At 57.5% G+C, this 20,746-nt stretch carries 20 protein-coding genes, 1 tRNA gene and 1 riboswitch; of the genes, 14 read left to right on the plus strand and 7 right to left on the minus strand.

The genetic code is table 11. The features are described 5' to 3' along the window. Positions 1–85 precede the first annotated feature (85 nt). Positions 86–1,573, minus strand: a complete 1,488-nt coding sequence (locus DI396_RS14850) for a D-alanyl-D-alanine carboxypeptidase family protein (protein WP_407936316.1) — start codon at positions 1,571–1,573, stop codon at positions 86–88. 238 nt (positions 1,574–1,811) lie between these two features. Further along, positions 1,812–2,513, minus strand: a complete 702-nt coding sequence (locus DI396_RS14855; protein ID WP_110797042.1) for an HAD family hydrolase — start codon at positions 2,511–2,513, stop codon at positions 1,812–1,814. A gap of 196 nt (positions 2,514–2,709) precedes the next feature. On the opposite strand from DI396_RS14855, the gene clpS reads away from it, so the two are divergent. The 4 genes from clpS to hemF are packed head-to-tail and all read left to right on the plus strand — an operon-like array spanning position 2,710 to position 5,882. Then, positions 2,710–3,033, plus strand: coding sequence for an ATP-dependent Clp protease adapter ClpS (gene clpS, locus DI396_RS14860; RefSeq protein WP_110797078.1), 324 nt, complete (start codon positions 2,710–2,712; stop codon positions 3,031–3,033). Between the two features lie 31 nt (positions 3,034–3,064). Next, a complete protein-coding gene (locus tag DI396_RS14865) occupies positions 3,065–4,078 on the plus strand; it encodes a class I SAM-dependent methyltransferase (RefSeq protein WP_110797043.1) in 1,014 nt (337 codons plus the stop codon). Between the two features lie 51 nt (positions 4,079–4,129). Further along, positions 4,130–4,927, plus strand: a complete 798-nt coding sequence (locus DI396_RS14870; protein ID WP_110797045.1) for an SDR family NAD(P)-dependent oxidoreductase — start codon at positions 4,130–4,132, stop codon at positions 4,925–4,927. A 43-nt stretch (positions 4,928–4,970) separates the two neighbouring features. After that, positions 4,971–5,882, plus strand: coding sequence for an oxygen-dependent coproporphyrinogen oxidase (hemF, locus tag DI396_RS14875; RefSeq protein WP_235851898.1), 912 nt, complete (start codon positions 4,971–4,973; stop codon positions 5,880–5,882). Between the two features lie 93 nt (positions 5,883–5,975). Here the strand turns inward: hemF and hemE are convergent, their stop codons facing one another. Continuing rightward, positions 5,976–7,013, minus strand: a complete 1,038-nt coding sequence (gene hemE / locus DI396_RS14880; protein ID WP_110797047.1) for a uroporphyrinogen decarboxylase — start codon at positions 7,011–7,013, stop codon at positions 5,976–5,978. A gap of 97 nt (positions 7,014–7,110) precedes the next feature. On the opposite strand from hemE, the gene hemC reads away from it, so the two are divergent. The 9 genes from hemC to DI396_RS14925 all read left to right on the plus strand — a co-directional run bounded on the left by hemC (position 7,111) and on the right by DI396_RS14925 (position 16,807). Then, positions 7,111–8,058: a hydroxymethylbilane synthase gene (gene hemC, locus DI396_RS14885; RefSeq protein WP_110797049.1), complete on the plus strand. Its 948-nt coding sequence runs from the start codon at positions 7,111–7,113 to the stop codon at positions 8,056–8,058. A 306-nt stretch (positions 8,059–8,364) separates the two neighbouring features. After that, a riboswitch (cobalamin riboswitch) is annotated at positions 8,365–8,575 on the plus strand. Between the two features lie 126 nt (positions 8,576–8,701). Beyond that, positions 8,702–9,508: a DUF4198 domain-containing protein gene (locus tag DI396_RS14890; protein ID WP_328588353.1), complete on the plus strand. Its 807-nt coding sequence runs from the start codon at positions 8,702–8,704 to the stop codon at positions 9,506–9,508. 3 nt (positions 9,509–9,511) lie between these two features. After that, positions 9,512–10,123 (plus strand): cobalt transporter CbiM, encoded by a 612-nt coding sequence (gene cbiM, locus DI396_RS14895; protein WP_110797051.1) that lies wholly within the window; start codon positions 9,512–9,514, stop codon positions 10,121–10,123. Next, positions 10,120–10,812, plus strand: a complete 693-nt coding sequence (locus tag DI396_RS14900) for a carboxypeptidase-like regulatory domain-containing protein (protein WP_235851899.1) — start codon at positions 10,120–10,122, stop codon at positions 10,810–10,812. The genes cbiM and DI396_RS14900 overlap by 4 nt, the downstream gene beginning before the upstream one ends. Beyond that, on the plus strand, positions 10,809–11,585 hold the full coding sequence (gene cbiQ, locus DI396_RS14905) for a cobalt ECF transporter T component CbiQ (protein WP_235851900.1): 777 nt from the start codon (positions 10,809–10,811) through the stop codon (positions 11,583–11,585). Before DI396_RS14900 ends, cbiQ begins: the two co-directional genes overlap by 4 nt. Continuing rightward, complete coding sequence (locus DI396_RS14910) at positions 11,572–12,261, plus strand: energy-coupling factor ABC transporter ATP-binding protein (RefSeq protein WP_110797083.1); 690 nt, start codon at positions 11,572–11,574, stop codon at positions 12,259–12,261. The genes cbiQ and DI396_RS14910 overlap by 14 nt, the downstream gene beginning before the upstream one ends. A 222-nt stretch (positions 12,262–12,483) precedes the next feature. After that, a tRNA-Met gene (locus DI396_RS14915) sits at positions 12,484–12,560 on the plus strand. A gap of 543 nt (positions 12,561–13,103) precedes the next feature. After that, entirely contained in the window at positions 13,104–16,085 is a 2,982-nt protein-coding gene (locus DI396_RS14920) for a TrlF family AAA-like ATPase (protein ID WP_110797052.1), read from the plus strand. Beyond that, positions 16,082–16,807 (plus strand): hypothetical protein, encoded by a 726-nt coding sequence (locus tag DI396_RS14925; RefSeq protein ID WP_110797053.1) that lies wholly within the window; start codon positions 16,082–16,084, stop codon positions 16,805–16,807. Before DI396_RS14920 ends, DI396_RS14925 begins: the two co-directional genes overlap by 4 nt. A gap of 79 nt (positions 16,808–16,886) precedes the next feature. On the opposite strand, the gene DI396_RS14930 is transcribed toward DI396_RS14925, so the two are convergent. Further along, positions 16,887–17,096 (minus strand): hypothetical protein, encoded by a 210-nt coding sequence (locus DI396_RS14930; protein WP_110797055.1) that lies wholly within the window; start codon positions 17,094–17,096, stop codon positions 16,887–16,889. 435 nt (positions 17,097–17,531) lie between these two features. Between DI396_RS14930 and DI396_RS14940 the strand changes: the two genes are divergently transcribed. Beyond that, positions 17,532–17,762 carry a hypothetical protein gene (locus tag DI396_RS14940; protein ID WP_110797057.1) on the plus strand — a complete coding sequence of 77 codons (231 nt, stop codon included), beginning with the start codon at positions 17,532–17,534 and terminating at the stop codon, positions 17,760–17,762. Between the two features lie 303 nt (positions 17,763–18,065). Here the strand turns inward: DI396_RS14940 and DI396_RS14945 are convergent, their stop codons facing one another. From DI396_RS14945 to DI396_RS14955, 3 genes are all read right to left on the minus strand, one after another. Further along, complete coding sequence (locus DI396_RS14945; protein ID WP_110797058.1) at positions 18,066–18,362, minus strand: hypothetical protein; 297 nt, start codon at positions 18,360–18,362, stop codon at positions 18,066–18,068. 133 nt (positions 18,363–18,495) lie between these two features. Further along, the gene (locus DI396_RS14950; RefSeq protein ID WP_110797060.1) at positions 18,496–20,268 is read right to left on the minus strand and encodes a bifunctional DNA primase/polymerase; all 1,773 of its coding nucleotides are present in this window, start codon (positions 20,266–20,268) and stop codon (positions 18,496–18,498) included. A gap of 23 nt (positions 20,269–20,291) precedes the next feature. After that, positions 20,292–20,516: a helix-turn-helix transcriptional regulator gene (locus tag DI396_RS14955; RefSeq protein WP_110797062.1), complete on the minus strand. Its 225-nt coding sequence runs from the start codon at positions 20,514–20,516 to the stop codon at positions 20,292–20,294. Positions 20,517–20,746: the final 230 nt, after the last annotated feature.

Raw genomic sequence — 20,746 nt, forward strand, 5'->3', positions numbered from 1 at the left:
CCGAATGTGCAATTTTACGTCTTGGATATGCAAAAGGGCGGACCCGAAGGGCCGCCCTTTTGTCTGTTTCGGAGTATGCGGAGGTTTAGCTCGCGGGTCCGATCATGAAACAGGTGACTTTGCGTGCGGCCAAACGGCGACAGGCCAAATCGGCGGTCTCGCGGCTCATGCCCATGAAATTGGCATCGAAGCCGGAGGTGCGGCGCACGACTTTGCGCAATGTGCCGTCCAGAGTGCTCATCTCGTTGAGTGCGGTGGTTAAAAGCACGCGTTCGGCCTTATAGCGGCTGGGATACCGGCCAACATTGATGCCCCAATGCCGTCCGCCGGATGTCGAGACGCGGGTGACCACCTCGGGTTCGGGGCGGCGTTGCGGGGCGACGCTGGCCAAAACCACATCTTTGGGGCGCGCGGCGGGTTTGAGGCTGGTTCTGGGGGCGATGGAAGCAGGGATCGCGGCGGGGGGCGGGGAGGCGGCCGCAGCGGCCAAAGCGGTTTGTACGGCGGTGGGCTTGCTGGCGTTTGCCTCGGTCAGTGCCTGAAGAATATCGTCTTTCATTGCGACGACCACGGGGGCAGGTTCCGGCGCGACGGTCGGGGCCGGGCGGGAGAGCGGGCGCAGACTGCGTTTGACAGCCGTCATGATGCGGATGGTTTTGCCGGCTTTGCCGTCCGATGTGCTGCGGCCCGCGACCACGATCGGTTCGTTGTGCTGAACGCCCGGTTTTTTGGGTTTGCGCAGTGGCGCGCGGCTTGGGGCGCGGCGAAAGCCCAGATCGAGCAATTCTGCAACCTTGGCGTTGCGCGAGGCGGTGGAGCGGCCCCCGAATACCGTGGCGATGACCCGTTCGTTGCCGCGTTCGGCAGAGGCCACAAGGTTAAATCCGGCCGCGCGGGTATAGCCGGTTTTGATGCCGTCCGCGCCGCGATAGGCCGAGAGCAGGCGGCTGTTCGTATGGGTGACGGTGCGCACGCCGGCATCGGCGGTTTTGCGAGAAAACAGGTTATAATATTGTGGATAGTCATAGATGACGTGGCGGCCCAAAATCGTCATATCTCGGGCGGTGGACATATGCCCACTTTCTGTCAATCCATGCGCATTTTTAAAGGTTGTCCGCGTCATGCCGAGCGCTTTGGCGGTGCGGTTCATCCGGCGGGCAAAGGCCGCTTCGGACCCTGCAAGTGCTTCGCCGATGGCGGTGGCGGCATCATTGGCGGATTTTACCGCAGCGGCGCGCACGAGATAGCGTAGTTTGATTTTCTGACCGGCTTTGAGACCCAGTTTCGAGGGCGGTTCGCTGGCGGCATGTTGCGAAATCCGCACCATTGTATCCATCGAAATTTCACCGGCTTCCACAGCCTGAAAGGTGATGTAGAGGGTCATCATTTTGGTGAGAGATGCGGGATGCAACCGGGTGTCAGCATTGCGGGAATGCAAAACCTCTCCGGTGCGTGCGTCGACCACATAGGCCGCATAGGGCGCGGCCACCGCACTGAGCGGCACGACGAGGATCATCCAAATACATGCAAGAATATACAGCCCAATACGGGCCGGCTGCCTACGCCGAACCATCACGGTCTTCACCTTTTTTCTGCCTCGTGCCGCCGGTTATCCGACTGGCTTATTGATTTGTTTTGAGGCTAGCACGGGGTGAAGAATCGCGAAAGCTTTGATTTCCTAAGGAGCACAATGAAATTGCAGTGAAAATAGCACATTTAGCGGCGAGGGTAGGGCGGCCCACTAGATCAGCAATTGTGGCAGGAATGTGGCGGCAGATTTGGCGGTTTTTTCGAAAAGCGTTGCTAAAAGGTCAGCCGATGCTTTGGACCAAATCGGCAATGGCGCCGAGGTCAGTAATTTCGTGGTAGCGTGACGCGGTGCGGGGCGGTTCGGCATGTTCAATCGCCCAACTTAACCCGTGAGGGACATACACCCCCCAGCCACCGGCATCGACCATCGGCACGACGTCGGATTTCATCGAGTTGCCGATCATCATGCCGCGCGCGGGTCCGTCGCCGTGTCGGGCGAAAATCTCGTCGTAGACGGGGCGGGTTTTATGCGACACGATTTCGACCCCGTCGAATAGATCGCCCAAACCCGATTGTGCCAGCTTGCGCTCTTGGTCGAGGAGATCACCTTTTGTGATCAATAGGATACGGTGGCTATCCGCGATTTTCTCGACGGCGGCTTGGGCGTGGGGCAGCAACTCGATGGGATGGGACAGCATCTCTTGCCCTGCGGCGATGATTTGCGCGATGACGTCGGCGGGTACGCGGCCGCCGGTTACGTCAATAGCGGTTTCAATCATCGAGAGAACAAAACCTTTGATACCAAACCCGTAGTGACCGAGATTGCGTTTTTCCGCCTCGAGCAACTGCGCCATCAGGTGCTCTTGCTCTACATAATCAGCGAGCAGATCGGCAAAATGAGCCTGAGTCAGATGGAAGAAACGCTCGTTGTGCCAAAGCGTGTCATCCGCATCAAAACCGACAGTTGTCAGGTTTTTCGCCATTTCTCTCCGTCCGCCCCTCTTTTCAGCGCCACCTATAAGGTTATATACAGCCCGAAGATGCCAATCACACCCCGCCAATTCAAGAGATACCGATAGCCCCATGCCCGTTGCCATGCCTGCTGATCCAATGTCCGATGTTATGACCTTGCGGGGGGATCTATTGCCCGGTCTGACGCCCGCGACCGCTTCTGTACGGATGTCGGACAATGAGGACGACGAGGATGACGGCGACGTTGCGCTCGCGTTGAAAACCCGCCCCAAAACCAAACGTCCGCCGCTTTATAAGGTGATGTTGCTCAACGACGATTACACACCGATGGAATTCGTTGTGGCGGTGCTCGAACGGTTCTTTTCGATGAACCACGCGCAGGCTTTCGAAATCATGTTGACCGTCCATAAGAAGGGCCTCGCGGTTGTCGGTGTATTCAGCCACGAAATCGCCGAGACCAAGGTGATGCAGGTGATGGATTTCGCGCAGCAGCACCAGCACCCGCTGCAATGCACGATGGAAAAAGAATGAGCGCGCTGCGCCGGACACGGGATTTTTTCTGATGGCGGGATCACGGTTAGAGGCCGCTTTGGCGGGCGGATTGATTTTGCCAGCGGGGCTGCGCATTGCGGTGTTCGCCCCGCGCTCTGATACTGATCTTTCGGCGCTGGGCCTTGAAAGCTGTCATATCATCACAGGGTTCCGCCCCGACCGCGATGCATTTGCCGCGCAGGGGTATGATTGCAACTCCGCTCCCGAAGGTCGCTATGGCGCGGCTTTGGTGGTTTTGCCGCGCGCCAAGGCTTTGGCCCGGGGACTGGTGGCCTTGGCCGAATCCGTCACGGACGGTCCGGTGATCATCGACGGCGCAAAAACCGATGGGGTGGAATCGGTGCTCAAGGATATGCGCAAACGGGTTGATGTGGCAGGCGTGGTGTCAAAAGCCCATGGCAAGCTGCTGTGGTTTTTGGCTGGGCATACCGCGCCGCAATTCTCCGATTGGGCCCTGCCTGATAATCAACAAATCGAAGGCGGATACTACACCGCGCCGGGGGTGTTTTCCGCCGATGGCATTGATCCCGCGTCGAAGATTTTGGCCGAGGCTTTGCCCGAAAAGATCGGCGCGCATATCGTCGATCTGGGGGCCGGATGGGGGTATCTGTCGCGGCATATTCTTGAGCGTACCACCGTCAAATCCATTCATCTGGTCGAGGCAGATCATGCGGCGTTGGACTGTGCGCAGCGCAATGTTGTCGATGGGCGCGCACAGTTTCACTGGGCGGACGCGACGCAGTGGATGCCGCCGAAGGATGTTTCGGCGCCGCGTGTCGATACTGTGGTGATGAACCCGCCCTTCCATACCGGCCGCCGTGCCGAACCAGAGCTTGGCCGTATGTTCATTGCGCAAGCGGCGCGGATGTTGGCGCCGTCCGGGCACCTGTGGATGGTTGCCAACCGGCACTTGCCGTATGAAGAGGCATTGACTGCCGGTTTTGCCCATGTTGAAGAGGTGGCGGGCGATAACCGCTTCAAGGTTCTGCATGCGCAGCGCCCGAAAGCGCGCTCTCGCACCTAAGCGCTGGATCGCTTACCCTTCCCCCAACGGAATCAGCAAAAGGCAGCTTCCATGTCATTTTCTATCGCGGGTAAAACCGCCATCGTCACCGGCGCGGCCAATGGGATCGGGCTTGCCATCGGGCGGCATTTTGCGGCGCGCGGGGCCAATGTGGTGTTTGCCGACATCGACGAAGCGCGGTTGTTGGACGAACTTGGCCCCAATGAAGAGGGCAAGAACACGCGGTATTTCGCCGGCGATCTGCGCGAGAAACTGACCATTGCCAATCTGTTGTCTGCAACCATTGATGCCTTTGATCAGGTGGATATTCTGGTCAACGGCGCGCGGCAGATCGTTTCGGCGGATCCGCTCGATCCTGATAAGGATTGCGTTGAATTGCTGCTCCAGCAAAACTTTATATCGGCGTTGCGGCTATCTCAACTGGTGGCGAAACGGATGATGAAACAATCGCGTGATGGCGAAGGGCCGGCAGGGTCCATCGTCAATCTCAGCTCGATCGCCGCCCGCACTGCTCACCCTGATTTGATGGCCTATTCGATTTCGATCGCTGCGCTTGATCAAATGACGCGCAGTTTGGCCGTGGCTTTGGCGCCGCAACGGATTCGCGTCAATGCCGTGGCCTTCGGGTCGGTGATGTCGGCCAGCCTCAAGGAAACCTTGCGCGAGAATTCGGACTACCGCGAAGACATCGAGGGGCACACGCCGCTTGCGCGGATCGCCGCACCGTCGGAATTGGCCGAAGCGGTGCAATATCTTGCCTGTGATGCGTCGGGCTTCATGACCGGACAGGTGATGACAGTGGACGGCGGGCGCACCTTGCTCGATCCGGTATCCGCGCCCGCGCATTGATCCGTTACCGACGACGAAAGAAGACGAGGAAAGAAGACGCCGAATGACAGATGCCCCGATGGTCACCTCTGAAATGGTGGATGAAAAATCCCGCGCCTCGGCGTGGTTTCGCAACCTGCGTGACGAGATTGTTGCGGCGTTTGAGGTGCTGGAAGATAGCCAGACCAGCGGCCCAACGGCGGGCTTGCCGGCAGGCCGTTTCGAGGTCAGCGAAACAACGCGCGCCTCGGATGACGGTTCGGACGCCGGCGGGGGCCTCATGTCGGTGATGCGCGGCGGGCGGGTGTTTGAAAAGGTCGGGGTGAATATCTCGACGGTTTACGGCACTCTTGCGCCGCGTGCGCAGGCGGCGATGGCGGCGCGCAAAGGCATCGCGGGCATGGCCGAAGATCCGCGTTTCTGGGCCTCTGGCATCAGCCTTGTTGCGCATATGCAAAACCCCCATGCGCCCGCCGTTCACATGAACACGCGGATGTTTTGGACGCCGCATGCGTGGTGGTTCGGCGGCGGGTCGGATTTGAATCCTTGCCTCGAATATGATGAGGACACGGCGCATTTTCACGATGTGCAAAAACAGCATCTCGATCCGCATGATCCGGCGCATTACCCGCGCTTGAAAAAATGGGCGGACGAGTATTTTTATATCCCGCATCGCAACCGTGCGCGCGGGGTCGGGGGGATTTTCCTCGATGATCACTGCTCTGGCGATTGGGCGGCTGATTTCGCCTTGATCCAGGACATCGGTCGTGCGTTTTTGCCTGCGTTCCTGCCTCTCACCGAAAAGCGCCGTAACCAGCCGTGGAGCGAGGCCGATAAAGACGCGCAGCTCGTGCATCGCGGGCTTTATGCAGAATATAACCTTGTTTATGACCGCGGCACGAAATTCGGGTTAGAGACCGGCCATGATGCCAATGCGGTGTTGATGAGCCTGCCGCCGATGGCCAAATGGGTGTGAGCGTATAACCGCACAAAGCCCCGCCGGATTTGGCGGGGCTTTGTGTTTGGCGGGCTGCGCTTTTGCCCCGCAAGGATCGCTTCGGATGGACGGTCAGGCGTTTTCGCGCAGGGTTTCGATCATCAGCGCGACATTTTCGGGATCTGCGTCCGGTGTGATGCCGTGCCCGAGGTTGAAAATATGCGGGCCGTTGGAGAACGCCTCGCGCACATGGCGCACCTCATCGATCAAAGCTTGCCCGCCAGTGACCATATGCGAAGAGGCAAGGTTGCCCTGCACACAGCCATCGGGTTGCACGTGTTTCGCGCCCCATTCGGGGGTGATGGAATTGTCGAGCGCCACACAGTCGACGCCGGTTTTGGCGTGAAACCCGATGTATCCGTCGCCTGCTTCGCGCGGGAAGCCGATGATGGGGATATGCGGATGGCGTTTTTTCAATGCGGCGGTGATTTTGCGCGCCGGTTCGACCGCGTATGTCTCAAAGGCTTCGCCCTTGAGCGATCCGGCCCAACTGTCGAAGATTTTCACGACTTCGGCGCCGGCCTGAATTTGCGCGTCGAGGTATTCGATCGTGCCTGCGGTGATCAAATCAATCAGTCGCGCAAAAAGCGCCTCGTTGCCTTCGCGCAGGGCATGGGCAGGGCCTTGGTCCGGCGTGCCGCGCCCCGCGATCATATAGGTGGCCACGGTCCAAGGTGCGCCCGCAAAGCCGATCAATGTGGTCTCGGTCGGCAATTCACGCGATAGAATTTTGACGGTCTCATAGATCGGCGAGAGCGTATCATGGATCGCATCCACACCTTTGAGCGCGGCGAAATCGTCTTCGCCGGTGATGGTCGACAATCGCGGTCCTTCGCCGGTGACGAACCACAGATCCGCGCCCAAGGCTTGCGGCAACAAGAGGATGTCGGCAAAGAGGATCGCGGCATCAAACCCGTAGCGCCGGATCGGTTGCAAGGTCACTTCGGCGGCGAGGTCAGGATTATAGCACAGCGATAAAAAATCGCCCGCCTGCGCCCGCGTGGCGCGATATTCGGGCAAATAGCGCCCTGCCTGCCGCATCATCCAGATTGGCGGCGTCGGTAGGGTTTCGCCCGCCAACGCGCGCAGGATTGTCTTTGTCTGAGCCATGATGCACCTCCGGTTTGGCCCCGTGGTCGCCTTGGGGCGACAAGATGTCAAGCATCGCCTTCTTGTCAGGACGATCCGCCACGTCTAGACCTGCGCCATGACATTGACATTGCCCACACCCGCCCAGCCTCTCAAGATCGGAACCCGCGGTTCGCCGCTTGCATTGGCGCAGGCCTATGAGACCCGGTCCCGGCTCATGGCGGCGTTCGATTTACCCGAAGCGGCGTTTGAGATCGTCGTGATCAAAACCACCGGTGACAAGGTGCTTAACCGTCCACTCAAAGAGATCGGCGGCAAGGGATTGTTCACCCGCGAAATCGAACAGGCCATGTTGGTGGGCGACATCGACATTGCGGTGCATTCGATGAAAGACATGCCGGTGTTGCAACCCGAGGGGCTGACCCTGGATTGCTATTTGCCGCGCGAAGATGTGCGCGATGCTTTCGTCTCCTTTGATCACGAGAGCCTTGCAGCCCTGCCCGAAGGGGTCAAAATCGGCACCTCCTCCTTGCGCCGCCGCGCGCAATTGTTGATTGCGCGCCCCGATCTCGAGGTGGTTGAATTTCGCGGCAATGTGCAAAAGCGTATGCAGAAATTGCAAGACGGCGTGGCGGTGTGCACGTTTCTGGCGATGGCGGGTTTGAACCGTCTTGGTATGGCGGATGTGGCCAAATCCGCGATCGAACCGGATGATATGTTGCCGGCGATTGCACAAGGCGCGATCGGGATCGAGCGGCGTTTGGACGATATGCGTATGGCCGAAATGTTGGAAGCGCTGCATGACCGCGAAACCGGCGAACGATTGGCGGCAGAGCGCGCATTTCTGGCGGCGCTCGACGGGTCATGCGAGACACCGATTGCCGGATTGGCAGAGCTGGACGGTGACACATTGCGTTTGCGCGGTGAGGTGCTGCGTCCTGACGGCTCCGAACGCATTTTCGATGAGGCGACAGGCGCCGTTGAAGATGGTGCAAAGATGGGCCGCGCGATGGCAGCCAAGCTGTTGGAGCAGGCGGGCGAAGGGTTCTTTGACTGGCGCGTATGAGGGTCTGATCGCGCAGGAGCAAACCGCTCCCCTCCGGGTGGGCGGCGTTGACCGCTGTGATGCGCGGGGCCGATTGGTTTGTCGGTCAATCGCTGTCTCGCCTTTTGGCGGTGCCTGATCGAGGCGTTTGTATCTTTGATACTCTGATGGAGCGCATCTATCGTTGATCTGTCCACACATGCGGCCATGCGTGGCTGCTCATCTTTGATGCCATGTCTATGCCTGCACGGACCAATCTTTGCAGACAACGAACCGGCGCGGGCGGGTTTGCTGCGCACCGCAGTTGACACCGCAGGCCGAAGAATGCCAATTGGGCGTGCTTATGGTTCTGAGTAAACCCATGCTCGGATGAAAAGGGAACACGGTGAGGAGTAGCCAATTGGCGCCGAATCCGCGACTGCCCCCGCAACTGTGAGCGGTGAGCGATGCCGACGAATGCCACTGAGACGCTGTCTCGGGAAGGCTGGCAAAGCAATGACCCGCGAGTCAGGAGACCTGCCCTAAGTGGTTGCCGTGTTATGCGGCGATCCATGTTCACCGGATGCCGGGGTAGGCATCTGGCGCAGAAGATTTTCCGCGCCTGCACCCCGTTCCCTTGCCGCGCCTTGCTCTTTTGCAAGGTCCATCGGACAGGAGACTACACATGCGTATTGACGCTATTTTTAGGACGTTTTCGACCCTCACGCTGGCGTTGGGGGTTGGCATGTCCACTCCCGCACAGGCGCATTTTCAATTGATCTATACGCCGGACGTTTTGCCCGAACGGTCGCAAGATTTGCCGCTCAAGCTGGTGTTTTGGCATCCGTTCGAAAATGGGTTCGTGATGGATATGGGCGTGCCGGAGGCATTTTTTGTCCTGCATCGCGGCCAACGGATCGATTTGATCGATCAACTGTCACCGACGACATTTGCCGGGGCGCAAAACACCGCGAAATCCTATGATGCGATGCTGCCGGTGCGGCGGGCGGGCGATTATGTATTGGCGTTGCAACCGGCCCCTTATTATGAGGAAAGCGAAGATATCTTTATCCAGCAGATTGCCAAGAGTTTCGTCAACCGTGCCGGAATGCCGACCGATTGGAGCGAAGAATTGGGCCTGCCGGCAGAGATTGTTCCCCTGTCGAAACCCTATAACATTATCGCGGGCAGCAGCTTTACCGGCCGCGTGATGGCGGATGGCGTTCCGGTCGATGGGGCCGAAATCGAAGTCGAATATATCGCGTCGCTGCCGGATATGGAAACCGCGTCGGCAGGCGCCGCCAGCGTCGATCCAATGCCGGGTGGCGCGGTGGTGATTCATTCAGACGACAACGGCATGTTCACATTTGCGGTGCCGCGCGCGGGGCATTGGGGGTTTGCGGCGCTTGATATCGGGCCGGACAAAACCCATGAAGGCAAACCATTGAGCCAGGACGCGGTGATCTGGATCCGCGCCTTTGAGATGGAGTGAGCCATGCATATTGTTGATGGAGCTCTGTCCAACCCCGTCGTCATTGGCGGCGCGGTTGTGGCCTTGGGCGGCATTGCAATGGGGCTCAAGCGCCTGCCGGTGGAACGTATTCCGGCGGCAGGCGTCCTGAGCGCCAGTTTTTTTATCGCCTCGCTGATTCATGTCCCGATCGGCCCGTCGTCAGTGCATTTGATTCTGAACGGGATGGCGGGGCTTGTGCTTGGCTGGGCGGCGTTTCCGGCGCTATTTGTGGCGCTGTTGTTGCAGGCGGTCTTTTTTGGTTTTGGCGGTTTGACGGTCTTGGGGGTGAACACGGTGTTGATTGCCGCGCCTGCGGTCGCCGTTCATTTCCTGTGCGCGCCGGTGATCCGCAAAGGACCGGCGCGCAGGGCGGCGGTTTGGGGTGGGGTCGCCGGTGCGGCCTCCTTGGCGATGACGGGCGTTTTGGTCGCCTTCGCCTTGGCGCTTACGGGGGATGCTTTTGTGCCGGCGGCCAAACTGGTGCTGGTGGCGCATGCGCCGGTGATGGTGATCGAAGCTTTGCTCACCGGCGCGGCGGTGATGTTGACTCGGCAGGTCAAACCGGAGCTATTTATGAAGGAGGCTTGGGGATGACCGCGATACCAATAAAGACCCGCAGGGCGATTGGCCTTGCTTCGATGCGCCTTTGTCTTTGTGCTTTTGGTCTTGTTGCGGGGCTGGCGATGCCAGCGGCCGCGCATAAAGTGATCGCCTCTGTCTATGCTTCGGGGGCGACAATCGAAGGTGAGATCGGATTTTCCTCTGGCGATATGGCCCGAGGGGCAGAGGTGATCATAACCGACGATGAGGGGGCGGTGTTAGGCCGCGCCATCACCGACGAGGAGGGCTTTTTTACTTTTCGACCGGTGGCCGCCGTGGGGCATGTCTTTCGCGCCGATCTGGGTGCCGGCCATGTGGCGCAGGTGCGTTTGGAGGCGGATGAGCTGCCGCGTGGCTTGACCGATACATCCGCCGAGGCTGTGCGATATGACGGAGCACAGGCTCAAGCACAGGCCGCAGGCGCGGGGTTGGCGTGGTCCGGTGGTGGCTCTGCGCCGGGCGATGTGGTGGGCGGCGGTGTGGGCGCTGTGATGCCTGTGGAGGCGCAAGAGGCCCTTGCTCAGATGTTGCAAGATGAATTGCGTCCGCTGCGGCGCGAAGTCATGGCCTTGAAAGAGACGCGGCGCGTGCAAGATGTGCTGGGCGGGTTGGGCTATATTGCCGGGCTGTTCGGGCTCGGGTTTTATATCGCCGCGCGGCGCAAGCTGGATGGCGGACCTTGAGCATTCTGGCCTCTCTGGCGCCGGTGCGCACGATGCCACAGGCGCGGTTCGGCGCGGTTGATCCGCGTGCGCGGGTGGTGTTGTCCGTCGGATTTGCTTTGGTCACGGTCGGGTTGTCGGAGTTGGTGGCGCTCTTTGCTGCTTTGGCGATGGCGACCGGATTGATGATCATGGCACATTTGCCAGTGGGATCGACCCTGCGCCGGATGGCGGCGATGGATTTGTTTATCTTTGCGTTGATTGCCATGTTGCCCTTTACCACGCCGGGCACGCCGATGTTTACGATCTTCGGATTCGAGGCCAGCCGCGAGGGATTGTACCATGCGGTGCAAATCGCGCTGACCGCCAATGCGGTAGCTTTGGCGATGCTGGCGCTTTTGGGCACGATGGAGGCGGTGACATTGGGTCATGCGCTCCATGCGCTGCGCTGCCCGGAACGGTTGGTGCAGCTGATGATGTTTACTGTGCGCTACATCGAAGTTCTGGGTGAGGAATACGCCCGGATGCGCCAAGCCATGCGCGCGCGCGGGTTCAGACCGCGCAGCAATTGGCACAGCTATCGCAGCTATGGATATCTCGTCGGGATGATGTTGGTGCGGGCGATCGAGCGATCCGAACGCATTTTGGGGGCGATGAAATGTCGAGGGTTCACAGGGCGTATTCCCTTGCTTGAGCGGTTTGAAATGCGGCGACGCGATTGGCAATTTGTCGCGGGATTTGCTGTGGCTCTGGCGGTGTTAGTCGGGATCGAGGTTGCAAATGTGTTTGTTTGATCTGCGCGATGTGCATTTCGCCTATGCGGGGCGTGCGCCGGTGTTAGCCGGGGCGTCGTTTCAATTGCACGAGGGGGAGCGTTTGGCCATCAACGGTCATAACGGCGCGGGAAAATCGACGCTGCTGCGCCTGATGGTCGGGTTGTTGCGCCCGACGGCGGGGGCGATCATTGCCTTTGATGCCCCGCGCCAAAAGGAGGCGGATTTCCACGAGGTGCGCCGCCGTGCCGGATTGGTGTTTCAAGATCCTGACGATCAACTGTTTTGCCCCACCGTGGCCGAGGATGTGGCATTCGGACCGCTGAACTTGGGCCAAAGCCGCGATGAGGCGATGGCGCAGGTGGACAGCGTTTTGTCCCTCTTGGATTTGATGTATCTGCGCGACCGGATCACACATAAACTCTCGGGCGGCGAAAAACGGCTGGTGACCTTGGCGGCGGTTCTGGCAATGTCGCCTGCGGTGCTGCTCCTTGACGAACCGACCAATGCCTTGGACGAGGAAAACGAGGCGCGTCTGGTCGAGATATTGCAATCCTTGCCGCAAGCGATGGTGATTGTCAGCCATGACCCGCATTTTCGTCGCAAGCTGGCCACGCGCAGTTTGGTGTTGCGCGGTGGGGTGTTGGGCGCAGCGCCCGAAGCGGCAGCGCAGTGCACGCATGCGGTTACGCGGTAGGGTAAGGTTCCCGAGGGGCGCGGCTGCCTCGGACCTTCCTGTCGAAAGCGTGTTGATCCTGCGACTGTTTTCTCCGGATCGGCCTCCTGCGCGGCGGGTTGCTCCACGCGGGATTTTCAATGCAATGCCTGCCCGCATCACACGGCGTTTGAATAGTTCAAAAAACTGCGGCTTTCGGGCTTGACGGGTTGTCATCCTTGGCATACCTACCGCATCGGTTTTGGCGGAGTAGCTCAGTTGGTTAGAGCAGCGGAATCATAATCCGCGTGTCGGGGGTTCAAGTCCCTCCTCCGCTACCAAATTTCCCTAAGCAGGTCAGTACGTTGATCGTCGGCGACCATGAGCCGTGAAGGCCTTGGGAGGCGCCGGGTATCATTTGAGTGTGGGGAGCGATCAAGGCGCTCGGTGTCGACCCTGAAGGGCATCGAGGCTTGAAAATCCTCGTGTCGGTGGTTCGATTCCGCCCCTGGGCACCATTTAACTCTCTGTAACATAACGAGTAATTGGCATTCTTGCTTAGGGACGCTGTTGCGGGTTAGTCGCTTGGGTGCCGATTGGGTGCCACCAGCCTGAGCCATAATGGATTGGTCAGATCAATTCCATTTGAATGGCCGCTATTTGGAACATTCTAGCAGCTTGGCCGAACTCGCCCTTGGGTAGCATTTTGTGAGTGAAGTCTAAGCAGCATACGGTTAGTCTTGAAATGAGTGGTTCCTGCTGCATCCTAAAAGTGCATCTGTTTGAGTGCGTTGTGGTCGCCATTCGCGGTTTTGTTAAAACTATTAGTGATGCGTTTCCAGCGATTTGGGGAAAGTGAACATTAAGAAGTGGATTATTGGCCAGTGTCAAATAAAGGTTCAGAGTGGCGCAGGTGGGAGCCACATATTCATGCCCCCGGTACAGTCATGAACGATCAGTTTATGGGGCCAAATGCGTGGGAGGATTATCTCACTGCGTTGGAAAACGCGTCACCGAAAATCAAGGCATTGGGTGTCACTGATTACTACCTGACCCATACCTACGAGAAAGTACGGGAAGCCAAGCAAAGCGGACGGCTGAGCGAAATAGAATTGATCTTTCTGAATGTTGAGCTGCGTATTGGAATTGGCACAACCAAGGGTGGGTGGGTGAACATGCACCTCATGGTGAGTCCTGAAGACTCTGACCATCTTGAGAAAGCGAAGGCGTTTGTTCGAAACCTTAGATTTCGTGCCCATGATGAAAGCTTCAACTGTACCAAGGAAGATCTAATCCGCTTAGGGCGTCTTACAGACCCCTCCAAAACCACTGACGAGCTTGCTCTGGAGCATGGTGCTACACAGTTCAAAGTCGGGTTCGACCAGCTTCGAGATGAGTTTGACAAGTCAAAATGGGCTCAAGAAAACATTCTTGTAGCGGTCGCCGGAAGCAAAGACGACGGGACCTCTGGCGTAAAGGAAGCTGCTGATGCGACCCTAAGGCAAGAGATTGAGAAATTCGCTGACGTCATTTTTGCGAGTAGTGTTGCACAACGTGAGTTTTGGCTGGGCCTTCGGACCGCGTCCACCGAGGAACTCATGTCAAGCTATGGGGGGTTGAAGCCGTGCATGCATGGAAGCGACAGCCACGAAACGACGACCGTAGGGAAACCAGACGGAAACCGTTTTTCTTGGATCAAAGGAGGGCTAGAGTTTGATGCCCTGCGGCAGGCCTGCATTGATCCGGCAGGGCGCGCCTTTGTTGGTGAAGCACCCCCGCGCTTTGGAACACCGTCTCAGCTCATCGACGAAATTGAACTCGTAAACGCACCATGGGCGAAGACGCCTCGTATTGGCTTCAATCATGGGCTTGTTGCCGTAATCGGCGCTCGAGGTTCTGGCAAAACTGCGCTGGCTGATATTGTCGCCTCAGTTTGCGATACTACGCCACAAACCTCTGAGGGCGGCTACAGTTCCAAGCCAAGCCCGTCCTTCTTGAGCCGCGCAAACGATCTATTGGGGGACGCCAACGTGAAGGCGATATGGCGTGCGGGCGAGCCGACAACACGATACCTTGATGGCCGTGATCATCCAGACGTAGTTAATCCGCGCGCGCGTTATCTTTCTCAGCAGTTTGTAGAGGACTTGTGCTCGGCGGATGCGATGACCGACGGCCTCCTGCGCGAAATCGAACGGGTGATTTACGAGGCCCACACACTGACGGATAGGGAGGGCGCGCTTGATTTTCGAGAACTGCTTGAGCTGAAGTCGGCTCGGTTTCGTCACGCCAGAGAGCGCGAAGAAGAAACAATCGTTTCGTTATCGGATCGGATTAGTACCGAGTACGAACAAGTTCGCATGGTGTCCAAATTAACTGCAGATATTGAGGCCAAAAACAAACTCATTGAGCGACTGAACGAAGATCGTGGCAAGCTGATCGTCAAGGGTTCTGAAGCCCGAATGGCACGTTTAAACGCGCTCTCAACGGCGGCCGAAACAGTTCGCGGTTACCTTCGGCATTTCAATCAGCAAAAGTCAGCGTTAGAGGGGCTTTCTGATGATGTGAAGGACCTAAGAACAGCGAAGGCCCCGGAACTTTTGCGAGCAACTCAGGAGCGACGAAAGGCTAGTCAGATAAAAGATAGTGATTGGGATGCGTTTCGGATTGACTACACAGGTGATGTCGACGCCCAACTCGTCAAACTTCTTAAGAACTGCGAAAAATCTATAAGCTCTTGGAAGGGTGTCCCCCCGCCAGCTCCCACGACTTCGGAGACCTCTCTAATTCCCGAAGATGCTGAGCTCAGCAAGCAACCTTTAGCGCTTCTGCAAGCCGAAATCTCGCGGCTTGAAAAGTTGGTTTCTGTCGATGAAGTGACCAAAAAGCAATTCTCCGCCCTCACATCGAAGATTTCAGCAGAAACTACATCTCTTACCATCTTGAACGAAAAACTTGAGGCCGCAAAAGGAGCCCGTGCACGTATCACAGAGTTGCAGACGGAAAGAGATGAAGCCTATGCTCGAGTATTTAGCGCGGTTACCTCTGAACAGGCCGTTCTGACAGAACTCTATAAGCCCTTGCTTGATAGACTGTCCGGTTCAACCGGAAGCCTCAAAAAAATGTCGTTTACAGTATCCCGTTCGGTCGACGTCGACAGATGGGCGGCCTTCGCAGAAAAGTACCTTATCGATCTACGCAGGGATACCCCATTCAAAGGCGCTGGCACGTTCCTGTCGAAAGTCAACAATGACCTCAAAGCCATTTGGGAAACTGGAGATGCAGATGCCGTAGGCAAGGCCATGGCAGCTTTTCGGGCCGAGCACATGTCTGCTTTGCTCGAGCATGCCAATGTTACGAAATCGGATGAGATCGAGTATCGCAACTGGCTCAAGCGTTTTGCCAAGTGGTTGTATTCCACGGATCATATCAGCCTTCAATACGGCATTGATTTTGATGGCGTAGATATTCGCAAGTTGTCGCCTGGCACACGCGGAATTGTGCTTCTGCTACTCTACTTGGCGCTGGATGATGCTGACACACGCCCTCTGATTATCGATCAGCCAGAAGAAAACTTGGACCCAAAGTCGGTCAACGATGAATTGGTCGACTTGTTCATCGCGGCAAAAGCAAAGCGACAAGTGATAATGGTCACCCACAACGCAAATCTGGTGATCAATACAGACGCCGACCAAATCATCATTGCTAACGCAGAGAACCACACGAGGGGGGAATTACCCGAAATTACTTACTTGTCCGGCGGGTTGGAAAACGCTGAAATCCGAAAGGCGGTTTGTGACATTCTAGAAGGTGGTGAGGTCGCGTTCAAAGAACGGGCGCGTCGATTGCGGGTGCGGTTGAAAAGATGAACGTACAACAAAATGCTTTAAGCCGTTTGGCAAATGCCATGAGGTTGTTTGGAGAGGCAAACCTTAAGTTTGATGGCCTGAAGAAGATCGATCTTGAAGAAGCAGTGCACAATCTTGATCGAACGTTTGAAGCAAAATTAGAAGCATTTCATAGCCTTTACGATGTCGACAAAGCGGAATTCGACTACTTTTCTTGCGCAGACACTGCTGTCCTCATCATGCTCCGAAACGCAATACATCACAGAGATCACCCGCTGTTTTCCAGTTGGAATGAAGAAATGGCTCTAAACGGCGGCATTGATCGAAGCCGGGGCGCAGAATTTATTTTTGCCGCTCACGAAGTGGTTGGCGCTGGTCACACCATGAGACAATGCTACCGTCTCGATGACTTTTACCTCCGTCTCGATGGGACTTTAGCATCGCCGCATTTGGAAGGCAGGATGGGCGTGCGCAATCGCGAGAAGTTACTGGCGCAGATCAACTCTGAACTCAAATTCGAAGAAATACTGAGCCACGCGACAGCAAACCGCTATCCAAGCCACCAAGTCTACCTCAACGTTATTCCCATTTTCGTTTCAGCACTTTGCCGCATCTTTGGCAGCCTCAATGACAGAGGGGTCAAATTCGACGGGTTCGACGCTGGCGCTTACAAGTCCGTCTTTGTCGATGAGCTGTCGGTTGACCTGAGCAACGTAAACTACGCAACTTTGAGGATCATCTGAATTTTTTTATTTTGTCGCGAGTGAGCAATGGCGTCTCGTATTATTGGAACGGACAAAGCTACCGATTGGTTCTTGCAAGTCATTTCCGTATAAAGTTTAGAGATTGTCTCGCTTCTTTTTCTGCTTGAGACCCTTTCAACCATTGCCACGGTGTGCGTGGTTTGCGGGCCTTCGCCAGTTCTGGGTGCGCCTTTGCGTCACCAACTGCGGCGCGTAGCTTTTCGCGGGCCTCGCGTGGGTCGATCTTGAGTTCTTCGCAAAGGGCTTTCAGTGTGATGATGTCAGTCATTTTGATCTCCTAAGTTTCTCATGCAGATCGATAAGACGAGGTCAGTGGGCATGTCAGGGACAACCCTAGTGCGGCTTGAAGATTTCGGAGACGTTTATGCCGAGGGCCTTGGCTATGCGCTCAAGCACCAAAATCGACAGGTTGTCAGCCAGCGCCTGCAACTAACCCCGAGCAGGGAGAGCAAAACGCGCGCGCGGCGGCGTTGTATTGAGCCAGAAGTGCCGGGGTGTGCTTCGCGCATGGTGATACCGTCGCGATCCCGGCTGGCGCGCCATGCGCTGAACTCACGGCGATCATCCCGGCACCTGCACAGGCACGGTGCATCGGCATGGCTGTCCCTGTGGTCTCCCGTGACCGCACGGGAATTACCTTGACGGGCGATAGTCCCCGATCTTATTGCGCTGGCATCGAAACCAGCCAACGAGGAAATCGGTAATGACGATCCGTGCTACGTGGGCCTTCAACGGCCAGACGCAAACCATCTTGGGCAACTGGCACCGCCTGTGGTGCCTGCTGTTCGGTCCGCTCTACTACCTGTTCAAGGGCATGTTCCTGTGGGCGCTCTTGTCGCTGATCACGGCCAACGGCCTGTGGGTCGGCTTCCCCCTGTTCAACCGCGCCATCGTGCTGCGTCACTTCCACAAAAAGGGATGGGTTCAAGAATGACCGCCCAAGCAGTTTGCCACCCGAGTGGAACCCGGCACGCTATGCCGAAACCCAGCGCGAACGCGGACCGTATGAAAAGACTTGGCAATTCGGGTCCGGCTCGCATCCGACAGACTGATAGATAGTCAACGGGTCGATCCGAGGCGTTCCGCGCAGTGCACGATGCGGTGCTGGCGCAGGGTGACCACAGGGGGTGGGGGAGGTGCTTTTTTTAACGGCGCGCGCCCTGCGGGCAGACGAGGGGTCATATCGATTGCCGAGATTTTAGGCCCTGAGCCGCTGCCGCTGCCGCCGCACCTTGGCTTAGTGAATTTTCGAGCGGGGGATCACGGTCATGGGGATTTTCCCCTTTTTGCGCAATTTCTCAAATCGCTCGATATGACCCAAAATTGTCAGTGCGTGTTTGAACGAAAGTTCTTTTCGAGAATACGTCTCGAAGCCGTGGAAAGAGGCATAGAAACCAGCCATCTCCAGCAGGGCCTCGACAACATCGGTGTTGGTAAGGTTGACCTCGTTGGTGCCTTCCGTCTTACCCTCGTTCAAGATTGCCCGCTGGATTGCGGATTTCAGGCGGTTCTGCATTTTTTCGTGTTTGGTCATCTTGGATTTCCTTCTGCTATGTGACGCGCCTGAGCCGCCAAGGCCGCGAGCGCGGTTTTCGGTGGGGGATGAACACTTGCTCAAAAATCCCACACGTGTGCGACTTCTGAGCAAGTGATGCTGGTGGTACGGATCAGGGCAGCGCCCAGACGGAGGCTTTCCCTTCCTTCGATTTCACCACGCCGAGTGCTTCGCCCGCGCGCCGGAGCGTCGGGAGTGAAATCCCTTCCTCCTTGGCCCAACCGTCCAGCACCTTCTTCTTGACCGGGCCTTTGCGAAGCGCACTTTCCAGCCACGCGGTCGCCGTGTCACGTTCCCGTGGTGGTCGGCCCCGTTCGGCCTCAGGTGGTGCGAGTAGATCGACCACCGTCAACTCAGGCTCACACGCATGCCATTTCACGCGGGGGTGCGAGCGCGGGCCGGTGCTTTGCATCTCGAACACAATTGTCGGTCCGGGTTCGGCATAGTTCGATTTCGCGTGGGCCACCGCCCGCAAGCGCGGGTCGTCAGGATGCGGCGCTAGGATTAGACCCGACCGCACCCGAGCGGAAATCGAAATCGATCCAATACCTTGGTGCATGGCATGATCGGCACGCGCTTTCCGAAGGTGCCGCACGATCAGGATGGCCGTGTCGAACTCGCGTGCCAACTGGTCGATCTGCACCATGAAGTGCATGGTCTCGGTTGCCTTATTCCCATCCGCACCGTCCTTCATGAAGGCGATGATCGGGTCGATCACCACGAGCGCGGGCGTGTTTGCCGACAGTTCTTGCCGGAGCAACGCCAAGCCGCGTTCGTCCAAGGTGAACGGTTCCTCTTGGTATCGGACCTTCGAGACATCGGCACCTGCCTTCATCAAGCGGGGTTTCAGCACGCGCGATGGATCATCCTCGGCGGACATGAACAGGACTGAGCCTTTTTCGATGTCACCCACAAATGGCGGCGGTTTCCCGGTCGTCACGGCGGCAGCAATGGCGCAGGTGAAGGTCGATTTCCCTTGGCCCATGTTCCCGTCGAGAACGGTCAGGGCACCCTTCACGATATAGGGATATGCAAGAAACTGCGGAGTGGATTCCTCGACATCGCCCAACCAGCCAAATGCGGCCTCGTGACCCGCCTCGTACTTACCGACGCTGGACGCGATGCGCTCGACCTCATCGGCGTCGAGAGGCGGGCTACACGCCACCGCGTTGATCGCCTGCAACGCGCCTGCGATGGCAGTTTCGGCCAATCCGCGAAACCTGAGTGATCCGGCAATCTTGGTTAATTCGTTGTTGCGGCTTCCGGACTTGAATGAGGCCACCGTGTCGATCTGGGCTGTGCGGCGTTCGTCGCGATTAAGTGCGCGTTTGAAGTCGGCAGGCAACACGGCCAAGCGTGTCTCTCCGCGACGCACGCGATATCGGCGACCACTCTTATGCATGCTGGGCGGGCCAACGAGGTATCCACTTGCATTGTCTTTGATATCTATGCCGGGGAGCGGCGCTTTCCTCTTGGGCAGAGCCTCTGACACGCGGAAATAGTAGTGTGTTCCGCGACCTGTTCGAACCGATAGAGTCGGGGGCAGGTTCAGCTTCTTGAAGGTTTCGGCCCCCTCCGGGCCGTCAACATCAAGCACAACCATGCCCGGTGGAAGGATGACACCGAAGTTGGCATTGGGGTACTTCTTGAACGCGCGGCGGATTTTAGCAGTGTTGCTCGTGGCGCTATACTGCCCCTTCGGAAACAACTCTGCGATAGGATGTTTGCCGGGGCTTCTGCAGTCGGGTTTCCCGCAGGTGCAGTTGCCGTTCTCATCGACCCCATGCAGAGCGATGATCTTTCCTCCGTGCCGCGCCCATGCGAGCGCGGCCTTGATGGTCGAAGATGACAGCAGATCACCTTCGAAACGAAATGACTTTCGCATTTCGGCTCTCCTTATCTGGGTGATCAGTAGTTGGCGTAATGTGTGCGGGCGCGCTCGTCGGCGCGTTCAGCGAGCCAGTCCTCGATCTCGGACAGGAACCACGCAACGCTGGTCCCGGCCATCCTGATACGCCGAGGGAAACGCCCACGGGCCTCCCAACGCAGCAGAGTCGTGTTGCTCACATTGATGCCAAGGCGTTTCAGGTCGTCGCGCGAGGCCAAGGTCTTGCGACCGTTTTCGATATTCATGTTGTGTTCCTTCAACTTGGGGTGAAGGAATGCGCATTCCGTCTTCTCAGCCGATGGTCAGAAGGTAGCGAATGCGGATGCGACAAAAAATTCGGAGGAAATCTGGACCTGTCACGCTTTTGTGCCGCTCCAAGTGCTCGTTTAAGCCACTTTCCGTTCAAAAGCGACCGGGCTTTTCCAGCCTAATGCTGAGTGTCGGCGGCGCGGATTGTAGAACCCGTTAATGTATT

The organism is Litorivita pollutaquae (genome assembly GCF_003205515.1).
Lineage (GTDB): Bacteria > Pseudomonadota > Alphaproteobacteria > Rhodobacterales > Rhodobacteraceae > Litorivita > Litorivita pollutaquae.

What these genes read in the sequence shown, in the direction of transcription:
- DI396_RS14850 (WP_407936316.1), bottom strand. Translation starts at nt 1,573, where the DNA reads ATGGTTCGGCGTAGGCAGCCGGCCCGTATTGGGCTGTATATTCTTGCA.
- DI396_RS14855 (WP_110797042.1), bottom strand. Translation starts at nt 2,513, where the DNA reads ATGGCGAAAAACCTGACAACTGTCGGTTTTGATGCGGATGACACGCTT.
- clpS (WP_110797078.1), top strand. Translation starts at nt 2,710, where the DNA reads ATGTCGGACAATGAGGACGACGAGGATGACGGCGACGTTGCGCTCGCG.
- DI396_RS14865 (WP_110797043.1), top strand. Translation starts at nt 3,065, where the DNA reads ATGGCGGGATCACGGTTAGAGGCCGCTTTGGCGGGCGGATTGATTTTG.
- DI396_RS14870 (WP_110797045.1), top strand. Translation starts at nt 4,130, where the DNA reads ATGTCATTTTCTATCGCGGGTAAAACCGCCATCGTCACCGGCGCGGCC.
- hemF (WP_235851898.1), top strand. Translation starts at nt 4,971, where the DNA reads ATGACAGATGCCCCGATGGTCACCTCTGAAATGGTGGATGAAAAATCC.
- hemE (WP_110797047.1), bottom strand. Translation starts at nt 7,013, where the DNA reads ATGGCTCAGACAAAGACAATCCTGCGCGCGTTGGCGGGCGAAACCCTA.
- hemC (WP_110797049.1), top strand. Translation starts at nt 7,111, where the DNA reads ATGACATTGACATTGCCCACACCCGCCCAGCCTCTCAAGATCGGAACC.
- DI396_RS14890 (WP_328588353.1), top strand. Translation starts at nt 8,702, where the DNA reads ATGCGTATTGACGCTATTTTTAGGACGTTTTCGACCCTCACGCTGGCG.
- cbiM (WP_110797051.1), top strand. Translation starts at nt 9,512, where the DNA reads ATGCATATTGTTGATGGAGCTCTGTCCAACCCCGTCGTCATTGGCGGC.
- DI396_RS14900 (WP_235851899.1), top strand. Translation starts at nt 10,120, where the DNA reads ATGACCGCGATACCAATAAAGACCCGCAGGGCGATTGGCCTTGCTTCG.
- DI396_RS14910 (WP_110797083.1), top strand. Translation starts at nt 11,572, where the DNA reads ATGTGTTTGTTTGATCTGCGCGATGTGCATTTCGCCTATGCGGGGCGT.
- DI396_RS14925 (WP_110797053.1), top strand. Translation starts at nt 16,082, where the DNA reads ATGAACGTACAACAAAATGCTTTAAGCCGTTTGGCAAATGCCATGAGG.
- DI396_RS14930 (WP_110797055.1), bottom strand. Translation starts at nt 17,096, where the DNA reads ATGACTGACATCATCACACTGAAAGCCCTTTGCGAAGAACTCAAGATC.
- DI396_RS14940 (WP_110797057.1), top strand. Translation starts at nt 17,532, where the DNA reads ATGACGATCCGTGCTACGTGGGCCTTCAACGGCCAGACGCAAACCATC.
- DI396_RS14945 (WP_110797058.1), bottom strand. Translation starts at nt 18,362, where the DNA reads ATGACCAAACACGAAAAAATGCAGAACCGCCTGAAATCCGCAATCCAG.
- DI396_RS14950 (WP_110797060.1), bottom strand. Translation starts at nt 20,268, where the DNA reads ATGCGAAAGTCATTTCGTTTCGAAGGTGATCTGCTGTCATCTTCGACC.
- DI396_RS14955 (WP_110797062.1), bottom strand. Translation starts at nt 20,516, where the DNA reads ATGAATATCGAAAACGGTCGCAAGACCTTGGCCTCGCGCGACGACCTG.